This window comes from Pectinatus brassicae (assembly GCF_014201835.1).
Classification (GTDB): Bacteria; Bacillota; Negativicutes; order Selenomonadales; family Selenomonadaceae; genus Pectinatus; species Pectinatus brassicae.
Map to the genome: position 1 here is coordinate 1 of NZ_JACHFH010000006.1, position 12,357 is coordinate 12,357.

Here is a 12,357-nt window from a genome sequence, read left to right on the forward strand (position 1 = left end):
ACATCCGGTTGTTTAACATTAAAACAATGATGTATTGTTCAGTTTTCAAGGTGCCTGCCTCAACAGTCAGCTTTTATATTATATCTAAACTGTTTGGCTCTGTCAAGAACTTTTTTTCTTTCGATCTCTCGATGATTTCAAGTCCCCTGCCGCTCTCTCAAGCGCAGAAATCATTATATCTTATCTTCTGCTTTGTGTCAAGAACTTTTTAACTTGATAGTTAATCAGTTTTTTGTGCTTGCCACTTCCTTAAGCGCAGAAATTATTATATCTAAAATAGAGTTTAATGTCAATACTTTTTTTGTATTTCTAGTGGTTTTCTTCTCCATGTATCACCTAAATCTGTATTACTACTTAATTATATAAATAAAAATCAGTTGTAATTAGCTTTTAAAAGCTAATTACAACTGATTTTTATTTTCAGGCAGATATTAATTTAATTCCTATATTCTTGATGCGCAGCATAAGCATTATGATTATGAATTGACTCAAAGTTTTCGCATTCGATAGAAAAATAATCTATTTTTTCTAAACTACGCAAAGCCAATACTAGATCGCGCAATATATCTTCAACAAATTTAGGATTTTCATAAGCTGTTTCTGTAACATATTTTTCATCTTCTCGTTTTAAAATAGGATATACCGAAGAAGATGCCTGTCCTTCTATTATTGTTGTAAGTTTTTCTATTGTTAATTCATTTTCCTGGCTGAATTTGACTGCTGCCTTAACTGTACTCCTTTGATTATGTGCTCCGTATTTAGATATTTCTTTACTGCATGGACATAATGAAGTCACTGGCACAGATATTTCCATTGTAAATTCCAATGGCATATTCTCTCTTTTATCGCCAATAAAAGTGCAATCAATATCCAATAATGATTCTTTAGCCGATACAGGTGCTTCTTTAGCCACAAAATATTTAAAACTTATAGCAATATGAGCTGATTTTGCCGCTAACTTATCAAGCGCCTCAGTTAATAATTCATCCACTGCTGAAAAATTCAGTGGTTTATTAGCATATTCATGCAAAATCTCTATAAATCTGCTCATATGTGTGCCTTTATATTCCATTGGTAAATCAACTGTAAAGCGTTCAATCAAAGCCGTTACATTTTGCGAGTCTCTTTTTTCTGCCGCTACTAAAAAAGGAAGCCAAGCTTTACTTATGCCAACTCTTTGAATAGCTATTCCCCGTGTATCTCCCATATTTTGAACATCTTTCACCAGACTATCACTCCATATATTCAATTGGGTCTTTTACTCCTGCTTCAGCAAACCCTCTTAATCTAAGTTTACAGCTATCACAATGTCCACATGCCTTTTCCCCGCCATTATAGCAGCTGCGTGTTAAATTAAGCGGTGCATTAAGCTTATGTCCTAATAAAACTATATCTTTTTTTGATAAGTCCTGCAAAGGTGTTTCAATTGTTATTTTTTTATGCTCGGCAGCTGTAGCACGAGTAGCATAATCAGCCAGCGTCTGAAATTTTTCTATAAACTCGGGGCGACAGTCTGGATAACCTGAATAATCCACTGCATTGACACCGATGTATATATATGGTGCTTCTAAAACCTCAGCATACCCCAGTGCATAACTCAAAAAGGTCAAATTTCTCGCTGGTACATAGGTAATAGGCACATCTTGGGCATCCGGGTCTCTGTCCGGTACATCAATTGTTTTATCCGTAAGCGCTGAGCCGCCAATTTGATCCATATTAGTATCTATTATTAAATGACGTTTAGCGCCAAAAAATTCGGCAACTTTTTTGGCACTTTCAAGTTCTATATTATGTCTTTGATGATAGTCAAAGCTTATTGGATAAAGCTCATATCCTTTGCTTTTAGCTACTGCCATACAAACTGTTGAGTCTAATCCGCCTGATAATAAAATAACTGCTTTCAAAATTAGTCCTCCTAAATAAAAAACTATACTATTCTTTTATTGCTGAATCGCCTGTTTTACTAGGTGCTTTTGTGGCACTATTTTCTTTTTTACTCGTACTAGTACTTTCTTTTTTAGTATCTTTGCTTTTAGCCACAACTAAATTTACGGCACTTTTTTCTTTTAACATTTCGCCCGCTTTTGGTGACTGGTCTAAAACCGTGCCAGCAGCTTTGTCACTTTCCTGTTCTTGAATATTACCAATAACAAATCCTGCTTTTTCTAACATTATTCTGGCAACACTTAAGGTATTTCCTGTAACATCCGGAACATTTCCTGTCTTTATTTCAGGTCCTTTACTTACTACAAGGTCTATTGCTTTCCCCTTAGTAAGCTTACTGCCTGGCATTGGGTCCTGCCGCAAAACAGTCCCTGCTTTTTTTTCAGAGTATTCCTCTTTTACAACACCTAGGCTCAACCCAACTTTATTAAGCTGATTTTCGGCATCTTGCTTAGTAAAGCCTGTAATATCAGGCACGCTTACTTCTTCGCTGCCTTTACTTACATAAATGGTTACTAATCGTTCTGCTTTTACCACTGAATCAGCCTTTGGCGTCTGAGACACAACATAGCCTTTAACTACATCGTTACTGTCGATTTCTTTTATTTCTACACGCAAATTTTTACCAATTAATGTTTCTTTTGCTTCATCTACTGTTTTACCTACAACATTAGGAACCTTAATGTCTTCACTGCTCCAAAACTTGCCAAATGATAAAAATGCCCCGGCAAAAAAGCCAGCTATCAGTATAACAACTAATATTGCCATAAACTTTTTTGTTTTTAAAATTGATGGTTTTGCTGGTGTTCTTGCCACTGTATTTGGGCTGCTGTTTCTGATATTGTTCAGTGTAGCACGTGGTATAACCCTTGTAGCATAAGGATCTTCAACTGCATCTTCATTTGGAAATAATTGTTTTTGGGCATTTTGTATATCAACAATAAGCTGTGTACTGCTAAATCTTTTTTGTGGATCTTTTTCCATAGCCTTTAAAACAATTGCTTCCAATACCGGCGGAACCTCAGGTCTCAATTCATGTATAGGCTGCGGTTGTTCCTGTAAATGTTTTAATGCGATACTTACAACATTTTCCCCCTGGAATGGCACCCGTCCTGTCAACATTTCATAGAAAACTACACCTAACGAATAAATGTCTGATTTTGGTGTTATTGAATTTCCCTGAGCCTGTTCTGGTGAAATATAATGAACTGAACCGACAACATTGCCGCTGTAAGTCATTGTTGTGGAAGAAGCCGCCCGGGCAATGCCAAAATCAGCTACTTTTACCTGTCCATTTGGTTTTATTAGTATATTATGCGGTTTAATATCACAGTGAATCAAATTATGGGTATGCGCATGCTCAAGTGCTCCCACAATCTGTCCACCAATATCAAGTACTGCTTCAATAGAAAGTGTTTTTTCCCTTTGTATTTTGTTTTTCAGGGTTTCACCTTCCACATACTCCATAACAATAAAATATTGGTTATCACATTCTCCTACATCATAAATATTCACAATATTAGCATGCGATAATTTTGCCGCTCCCTGTGCTTCTTTTCTAAATCTAACTATGAAATCCTCATCATTGGCAAATTGCGGATGCAATATTTTCACTGCCACATATCTATCTAACAGCTGATCATGAGCCCGATAAACAGAGGCCATTCCTCCGTCACCAATACGTTCTATCAATTCATATCGCTGTGCTAAAATCTGCTTAGACATCATAATCCTCCCTTAGCATGGTTGTTATTATCTGTTTTATAATTGGTGCAGCTTCAGCACCGCCGAAACCACTATTTTCTAAAATAACAGCAAAAGCAATATTTCTCCCTTTTACGCACGCTGTTCCCATAAACCAAGCATGATCAGCTCCTTGGGAATTTTCTGCCGTACCAGTTTTGCCGGCAATTTCAATACCATTTACATGTGCATTTTTTCCTGTGCCTTTTTTTACAACATCAGCCATATATGAGTTTATAAGCTCAGCCCGATTAACATCAGTAGCCTCTTTAAATAAAGTTGGTGATGTCGTCCTTATTGTCACACCATCTAAAGTCTGTACTGAATCAACCAAATATGGCTGCATTATTTTTCCTTGATTAATAAATGCTTCTGCCAGCATCGCCATTCTAAGCGGAGTAACTAATAAATCAGCCTGCCCGATTCCCACTTGGGCAGTTTCCCCTGTGCTTAATTTGCCAAAATCCGGCATATGCGGGGTTTGTGTATAAAAATCACTTTTTACCTTATCATAAAAACCAAATCTTGAAAAAGCCTGCTGCAATTCTTTATTGCCAAGTTTAACTGCTAATCCCGCAAACATTACATTACTGGAATGAATAAGGCCTTCATCCAAATTAATATTACCATATGTCGCCTTATCCGCCTCATAAATTTTTTGTCCATTGCCTAAATCATAAAACGGCCCACAGTTTATTCTTGTATCCGGACTGATTATTTTTTGCTGCAAGGCCGCATCAGCAATCAGTGGTTTTATCGATGACCCCGGTGGATATAAGCCTTGTGCCGCCCTATTTATTAAAGGACTATTTTTATCATTGCGCAGCTTATCCCAATCTTCATTTATTGTATTGGGATTAAACGCCGGACGACTTGCCATTACCAGCACAGCACCAGTATCAGCATCCATAACTACAGCTGCCCCCCGACGCTGGCCAATAGCATTCCAAGCAGTTTTTTGCAGATTTACATCTAATGTAAGCTTTATTGTATTGCCTTTTTTACCTTCAAACAGCTGTTCAATCGGTCCCAGCTTATGCATAGTCATATTAAGTCCGGCTAAATCAATATTTTGTGTCTGCTCTATACCAGCACTGCCAATATTTTTGCCAAAATACCCTATGGGGAATGCACATATCTCACCATAAGGATACATCCGTTTAATTTCGTTATTTTGTTTTTCACTATAGACAAGTTTTTTACCAGTACTGTCTATAATATCGCCGCGTAATATACTATTTTCTCTATTTATGATACGTGCATTTAATGAATTATTTGTATACCAATCACTTTTAACAATCTGTATATATGATAGATTTATCAATAATATAACGAATAGTACTATAAAAACCTGAGCAATTCTAAATATATTTTTATTTATATTGTCATCACGCACGATTTTTCTCCTTTGCCCCTATTGCCAGCAGCAATCCGATTGTTATAAAGCTTGCTGTCATAGAGCTGCCGCCATAGCTTATAAACGGCAGTGTTATACCTGTCAATGGCAATAGCTTCGTAACTCCAGCCAATATAATAAACGCCTGTAACAGCATTGTTGCGGATAGTCCGAATGATAACAATTTATATTTTTCATCACTGCACGAAAAAGAAATTTTCATAGCCCGAAAGAAAATAAGCAAATAAGCTGTTATGACACTTAACACGCCCAGTAGTCCAAATTCTTCACCTATAGCTGAAAAAATAAAATCAGTTTGTACCGCTGGTATCATATCAGGAAAACCATGCCAATAACCAGCACCAAATAAACCACCATAACCTAAAGCGAATAAAGATTGGACAATCTGATATGCTTTTCCCATAGGATCAGCCCAAGGATTGAGCCAAATATCAAACCGTACCCTGACATGTCCAAATGCCATATAGCTGGCAAAACCTGACAAAATAAAAAATACCGCGGCCAAAAACATGTACGATTTATTACTTGTTGCCACATATGTCATCATTACTGCCATACCAAAGAACAGCAGTGCCGAACCCAAGTCACGCTGATAAACAAACATTAACAATGCCATGCTCCATATCATAATAAGCGGTGCTAGAAATCGCAGTGGCGGCAAGTATAAAAATCCCCATTTTCTATTGGGCAAATTCAATAAGTTTTTATTTTCCTGTAAATATGCTGTCAAGAAACCTAAAACCAATAATTTGGCATATTCTGATGGCTGCACCTGAAATGGCCCCATTATAATCCAGTTACGATTACCGCCTATTTCCGTGCCAAATACCACCACCAAAAATATTATAAGAATACTGGCTAATCCCAGCAGGTAAGGATATTCCAATAATTTTAATAACTGCGCCGAAAACACTATAGTAAGCAGCATCAATACCAGTCCTAGACCAATCCACTCCATTTGTGGTTTAAATAAAGACACTTTTAAGCGCAACAGCATTATGAGGCTCATACTGCATAAAAAAATCACCAATGACAAAATATATTCATCAATATTTTTATTATATTTTTTTATTCCCCAGGGAATAAGAAAAAACAAAAAAGATGCTGCAACAATAAAGATTATATCACTCGTTACAACAGCTGTTTTCTTTTGTAAATATGCTATTAACGTTCCAATAATCAGCATATAGGATGGCATCAATAAAACATTTTTTTTCAAGTGTCCCATTTAAATTTCCACCACTATTGCCGTTATATTATCAATGCCACCGTTTTTTACAGCTTCACCAATCAGGCAATCAGCCTTATTTTCTATTCCAGTATCAAGCAATATCTGCTTAATTTTATCATTATTTACCATGTTAGTAAGACCATCAGTTGCCAATAATATAATATCTTTATTCACACAGCTGAATCTGCCTGTATCAATCTCGATTTCAGTGTTCACACCCACTGCTCGGGTAAGTATATTTTTTTGCGGATGGAACTGTGCCTCTTCCTGTGTTATAGTACCATTTTCTACCCACATTTCGACCAAAGAATGGTCAGTCGTTATCTGCGTAAGCTTATCATCATGCAGTAAATAAATTCTGCTGTCGCCAATATGGGCCCAAGTAACATCAGCATCATCAATAAAAATAATGCTTGCTGTAGTTCCCATACCATTTAAAGCAGTATTATCAGCAGCCTTAGCCAATATTTCATTATTAGCTTTTTGAATTATTTGTTGTAATATAACTTGATTACAGTCTCTACAGCCTTGTACAGACTTTTTAACTTCATCAATTAGTAATTTACTTGCTACTTCCCCCCCGGCATGTCCGCCCATGCCATCAGCAACAGCAAAAACATCTGGTTCAATACATATATAATTATCTTCATTATTTGCCCGTACTAATCCAACATTGCTGCCATGTGTTACTTTCATTACTATCACCTCTCAAATCTAAATGATGTATTGCCTATTTTCACTATATCGCCATTTTGTAAAAAAATTTTATTTACTGCTTCATCGTTGACATAAGTACAATTTCTACTATGCAAGTCTTCGAGCTGATACTGATTTTTAAATGCGTTTATTGTGGCATGATGATGTGATACATAATTATCTGTTAATACTATATCATTTTCACTTCCTCTGCCAATACTTACGCTGGTCGTAAAATTAATTTTATTACTGATAATATTTTCATCATATGAATCAATAATAATAAGAGCGGCCTTTTTTCCTGCTGTATCACTGCTGTAAGCAGCTTGGTGCAAGTCTTTATAAACAGCTTTCATTATTTTATAGATAAAAAAACATATTATAAATAATAATATATATTGAAGAGCAATCATTACTATATTGAGCATTAAAACACCTCGTATACCAAACGACTGTTGCCTATAGTAATCACATCATTATCCTTGAGATATTCCTCGGCAATACGTTTGTCATTAATAAAAGTTCCATTAAGACTGTTGCAGTCGTGCAGCATATGACGATAGTCAGAAAATGATATATAGGCATGTACTCTTGATGCGTTGCCATCCGTTAATAAAAATTCATTTTCTTCGCGCCGTCCAATATGAACCTGACCTTCACCTATATCAAGCTGCGCACTTATATCTGCACCATCGATAACCCTGAGTCTGGCATAATAATGTTCATTATGTAAAAGTGCAGTTTCCTTAATACCTGGCTTTTTTATAATTATTGTGCTTTCTGATACTTCATTTACACCTATTGTCTGTGCCATCTCATCCATATAATCATATTTAATATCACAATCACCTTTTTTTATGGCATTGTCCTTATTAAATTTTATACTGAGCTGTCCTTTTATAAACAAATTTTGCCGCATAACAGTACCAACTATATATTCGTAAAGCATTTCCTGTGACTTGCGCGAGCATATCCGTTCGTAATCAGAAGCAGCCATGGTAATTTGATAATTATTAGGAATATATAAATTACCAGCAGTTTTCTTGCCATCACGCTTCATAATATGCGCTATATCTTTTTCAATTTCTGAAAATTGCAAATCACTGACAAACTTACGCCCAAAAAAACCTTCAATATGTTTTTCCAAAAAAGTCTCTAATTTTGAAAACAACATTTATATCGCCCCATTGTCTTAGACTAATTTAATATTACCATTATATGCAAAATCATATACTAAGTCAAAGCTGTTTTATCTTTATTGGGTAAAATACAATTAGTCATAAATTATTCAAAAAAATAAATGATATTCGCTCCCATTGTAGAATAAATAATATATAATGATGTGCTTTTAATAAAAACCATCATTATAGTGCTCATTATTCTATACATAAAAATTGAGCAAATTACTTTTATAATAGGAGAGGATACAATGGAATTAAAAGGCTCACAAACTGAAAAAAATTTGTTGGAAGCATTTTCTGGTGAATCACAGGCTCGCAACAAATACACATTTTATGCTTCCCAAGCTAAAAAAGACGGCTATGTACAAATTTCCCAAATTTTTGAGGAAACTGCTGGCAATGAAAAAGAACATGCTAAAATCTGGTTTAAATTAGTGCATGGCATTGGTGATACTGCTGAAAATTTAAAAGATGCTGCTGCTGGTGAACATTATGAATGGACCAGCATGTATCCGGGATTTGCTAAAACAGCTCATGAAGAAGGCTTCGAAAAAATTGCCAAACTTTTTGAAATGGTTGCCAAAATTGAAAAAGAACATGACGAGCGCTATCAACTTCTCTTAACCAATATCAAAGAAGATAAAGTGTTTACTAAAAATGATAAGGTTATTTGGATTTGCTCCAATTGCGGCTATGTCTGTGAAGCATCAGCAGCTCCGGCAATTTGCCCTGTTTGCGACCATCCTAAAGCATTTTTCCAGGTTCGCGCTAATAATTACGAATAATTATTATAAATCCGCCAACTTTTTGACCCGCAGAAATTTTCATTAATATCTGCGGGTCACTTTTATTATTCTTTATTATTAATATATTTATTGCGCAACTGACCGCAGGCAGCATCAATATCTGTTCCCATTTCCTTGCGGACAGTATAATTGACATGACGCTTGGTCAGTGTTTCTGTAAAGACTTTTAAGCGCTGCTCAGTAGGACGTTTCCAGCCACGCTCCTCTACAGGATTTATCGGAATGATATTGAGATTTGCCAAACGATTATGCAGTAAATCTGCCAATGCGTGTGCCTGGGCAATATTATCATTAATTTCATTTATGAGAATGTATTCATAAGTTATACGACGTTTAGTCGTCTCCGCATAATAATCAGCCGCTGCTACCACATCATCAATATTATATTTCTTATTAATCGGCATAAGCATCGTTCTTAGTTCATCTTCCGGTGCATGCAGTGAAATTGATAAAGTTATTGGTAATTCTTCCTGCGCCAATTGTTTAATCTGCGGTACAATGCCCGAGGTTGATAATGTTATATTGCGATAACCAATATCCATACAATACTTTTCATGAACTAAACGAATAAATTTAATAACATTATCATAATTTAATAGTGGCTCCCCACTGCCCATTATTACAATATTATTTATCCGCCCATCTTCTTTTTTTACTATTTCCTGACTTTTCATGGCCTGTGCCAGCATTTCACCAGCAGTGAGATTACGCTGTAAGCCATTGACTGTTGATGCACAAAATGCACAGCCGATATTGCAGCCAGCCTGTGATGATACACAAATACTATTACCGTATTTTTGCCGCATTAAAACAGTTTCCACTGCTACCTTATCAGTAAATTCCACCAATAATTTACTGGTTTTTTTGTCCTGTGAGGTTTTTTCAATAACAGTAGTTCCATTATCTATCGTAAATACTTCTTTTAATGATTGACGCATGACTAATGACAAATTAGTCATTTCATCAAAGTCATAAACATTTTTTTGATACATCCATTCAATTATTTGTTTAGCACGAAATGCCGCCAATCCTATTTCTTTAAATTCTGCTTGTAATTCGGCTAAAGTAAGTCCGAAAATATTTTTCACTATTTACCTGCTTTCTCTATATAAAAACAATTATTTAATTTTTTTAATGCGGGCAATAAAAAATCCGTCGGTATTATCACGATGAGGCAGCAGCTGCAATGTTTTACTGCCTCGTCCCCGCAGTTTTTCTGGCAAAAATGCTTCCACATCATCTAGTATAAACTCTGTATGTTCATCTAAAAATCTATTTACGACATCATCGTTTTCCTGTTTTAGTACCGTACAGGTACTATATACAACAATGCCATTTGTCTTTACGGCCTTAGCTGCACTGCATAAGATTTCATACTGTAATTGTGGCAGTTCATTTAATTCCTCAGGTGTTTTATTCCAGCGGGAATCGGCCTTGCGTCGTAATACTCCCATGCCGGAGCAAGGAACATCCGCCAACACCTTATCTGCTTTACCTATATATTTATCAGCCATAAAGCGAGCATCAGCCATATTCGTTTTAATATTAGTAAGACCTAATTTTTGTGCATTTTCCCTGATTAATTCAAGCTTATGCTCATAAATATCATTAGCAATAACCTTTCCCGTATTATCCATCAGCATTGCCATATGAGTTGCTTTACCGCCTGGTGCACTGCACATGTCAATAATCAGCTCATCCGGCTGCGGATCTACCACACGGGCAACGAGCATTGAACTTTCATCCTGTATAAGCGCACGTCCATCATCTAAAACTTCCAGCTGTGATAGCGCCGGATGCTTAGTGCAAATAAGCGCTTCCGCACACAACTCCGATTTATGGCATTGAGCATTCTTTGCTATTAAAAATTCTTGCAGCTCATCAACAGTATTCTTTAATGTATTACAGCGAAAACAAATCGGTGCATCTGTATTATTGAATTCACACAATAAAGCTGCCTGCTCTACACCAAATTCCTTAATAAATAATTCCACCAACCATAATGGATGCCAGTATTTCAAAGCAATATACTGCGCTGTATTTTCTCCTGCTTTGGCAAAATCTGCCTTACTCTTGTCACGCACTATATTTCGTAATACAGCATTGACGAATTTCACTGTTCCTGGATGACCGTATTTTTTCGCCAATTTTACCGCTTCATTACAAACAGCTGATTCCGGCACTTTATCCATATAAAACAGCTGATATATGCCCAAGCGCAATATATCACGAATAACCGGATGCACTTTTTTTACCGGCATTTTGATATACTGCCGTAAAATCCAAAGCAAAGTATCACCTGCTTTAATCGAACCATAGACAAGCTCTGTTATAAACCGCCGGTCTATCTCTTCTATATCATTTTTTTTAAAATATTTATTTAGAACAATATTAGCATACGCATTTTTATCATAAACTTCCCGCAAAATCTGCAAAGCTGCTCGTCTGGCATTCATTATTCTTATCTATCCTCATTCTTTATATATTTGTTTATTGCTTCTTTAACCTCAGTTAAATCTACAGTTGTATTATAGCATGGTCCATTGGGACGTATATTTAAAACTCCCACTGCCGGTAATGGATAAACATCCTGTATCCCACTGGCTAAATCACGTTCACATGCTATTGCCAATATTAGCTTAGGATGTAATTCTTTCACCAGTTTTCTAGCCAAAGTCCCCCCTGTGACTACATGAAAATGAAAACCTGTCTGCTCGGCCATCTTTAACATTTCCCCAACTGAACAACCGCCGCATTTATGACAATTATTAACATCATAGGTTATCTTATATTTACACGATGCCAGCTGCAAACAATGTGGCGACAATACCAGCAGCTCATCAGGCTTTACTTTTATATGGCGATATTTTATTAATTTATTATTAAGACTTACAAAAGATCTTTCGATACTGCGCCGTGATACATGCAGACATTTACCCCAAAAAACAATAAGTGGAAACAGCATATTTACTATCTTATAAATATACTTATGACCAAAGCTGAATCTGGCCAAAGGTGATATAACCAATACTGTATTTAACAGTGACAACGTCATCATAGCAATGACCAGTACACATATTCCTAAAAAAAATGTTGGCAGGCCTACTGCCATTTCCCTAAGTCCCAGATAACTTACTTTCCAAACAGCACCAACAACTATAAACACTGTTATTATACTTAAAAACATCAGTAGCGGTAATAATCTATTTGTATTTTCTTTCATAATTAAATACTCCATTGTAAAATTTGCTGCAAGTAAATTTTACCACATTTAATAAAATAAAACAGCCTGATAATGTTAGCCGTTTATCAGCATAGAAAATACTCATACCAACAGCC

General features: G+C 35.9%; 12 protein-coding genes. 1 reads left to right on the plus strand and 11 read right to left on the minus strand.

What is annotated here, in order from left to right:
• Positions 1-436: 436 nt before the first annotated feature.
• From folE2 to HNR32_RS03195, 8 genes are read right to left on the minus strand one after another with little or no spacing between them, the layout of a single operon-like run.
• Complete coding sequence (folE2, locus tag HNR32_RS03160) at positions 437-1,225, minus strand: GTP cyclohydrolase FolE2 (RefSeq protein ID WP_183859607.1); 789 nt, start codon at positions 1,223-1,225, stop codon at positions 437-439.
• Between the two features lie 7 nt (positions 1,226-1,232).
• The gene (gene queC / locus HNR32_RS03165) at positions 1,233-1,904 is read right to left on the minus strand and encodes a 7-cyano-7-deazaguanine synthase QueC (protein ID WP_183859609.1); all 672 of its coding nucleotides are present in this window, start codon (positions 1,902-1,904) and stop codon (positions 1,233-1,235) included.
• Positions 1,905-1,932: 28 nt separating this feature from the next.
• A complete protein-coding gene (gene pknB / locus HNR32_RS03170) occupies positions 1,933-3,669 on the minus strand; it encodes a Stk1 family PASTA domain-containing Ser/Thr kinase (protein WP_183859611.1) in 1,737 nt (578 codons plus the stop codon).
• Positions 3,662-5,083 carry a peptidoglycan D,D-transpeptidase FtsI family protein gene (locus HNR32_RS03175; protein WP_183859612.1) on the minus strand — a complete coding sequence of 474 codons (1,422 nt, stop codon included), beginning with the start codon at positions 5,081-5,083 and terminating at the stop codon, positions 3,662-3,664. Before HNR32_RS03175 ends, pknB begins: the two co-directional genes overlap by 8 nt.
• Positions 5,076-6,332, minus strand: a complete 1,257-nt coding sequence (locus tag HNR32_RS03180) for an FtsW/RodA/SpoVE family cell cycle protein (RefSeq protein WP_183859613.1) — start codon at positions 6,330-6,332, stop codon at positions 5,076-5,078. Before HNR32_RS03180 ends, HNR32_RS03175 begins: the two co-directional genes overlap by 8 nt.
• Positions 6,333-7,031, minus strand: coding sequence for a Stp1/IreP family PP2C-type Ser/Thr phosphatase (locus HNR32_RS03185; RefSeq protein ID WP_183859614.1), 699 nt, complete (start codon positions 7,029-7,031; stop codon positions 6,333-6,335). It lies immediately after the preceding gene.
• Between the two features lie 5 nt (positions 7,032-7,036).
• Positions 7,037-7,459, minus strand: a complete 423-nt coding sequence (locus HNR32_RS03190) for an FHA domain-containing protein (protein WP_183859615.1) — start codon at positions 7,457-7,459, stop codon at positions 7,037-7,039.
• Positions 7,459-8,205, minus strand: a complete 747-nt coding sequence (locus HNR32_RS03195; protein WP_183859616.1) for an FhaA domain-containing protein — start codon at positions 8,203-8,205, stop codon at positions 7,459-7,461. The genes HNR32_RS03190 and HNR32_RS03195 overlap by 1 nt, the downstream gene beginning before the upstream one ends.
• A 255-nt stretch (positions 8,206-8,460) precedes the next feature.
• On the opposite strand from HNR32_RS03195, the gene rbr reads away from it, so the two are divergent.
• Positions 8,461-8,997 carry a rubrerythrin gene (gene rbr / locus HNR32_RS03200; RefSeq protein ID WP_183859617.1) on the plus strand — a complete coding sequence of 179 codons (537 nt, stop codon included), beginning with the start codon at positions 8,461-8,463 and terminating at the stop codon, positions 8,995-8,997.
• Positions 8,998-9,062: 65 nt separating this feature from the next.
• On the opposite strand, the gene rlmN is transcribed toward rbr, so the two are convergent.
• The 3 genes from rlmN to HNR32_RS03215 are packed head-to-tail and all read right to left on the minus strand — an operon-like array spanning position 9,063 to position 12,241.
• Positions 9,063-10,106, minus strand: coding sequence for a dual-specificity RNA methyltransferase RlmN (gene rlmN, locus HNR32_RS03205; RefSeq protein ID WP_183859618.1), 1,044 nt, complete (start codon positions 10,104-10,106; stop codon positions 9,063-9,065).
• Between the two features lie 30 nt (positions 10,107-10,136).
• Positions 10,137-11,474 carry a 16S rRNA (cytosine(967)-C(5))-methyltransferase RsmB gene (gene rsmB, locus HNR32_RS03210; protein ID WP_183859619.1) on the minus strand — a complete coding sequence of 446 codons (1,338 nt, stop codon included), beginning with the start codon at positions 11,472-11,474 and terminating at the stop codon, positions 10,137-10,139.
• Between the two features lie 5 nt (positions 11,475-11,479).
• Positions 11,480-12,241: a DUF116 domain-containing protein gene (locus tag HNR32_RS03215; RefSeq protein ID WP_231038042.1), complete on the minus strand. Its 762-nt coding sequence runs from the start codon at positions 12,239-12,241 to the stop codon at positions 11,480-11,482.
• Positions 12,242-12,357: the final 116 nt, after the last annotated feature.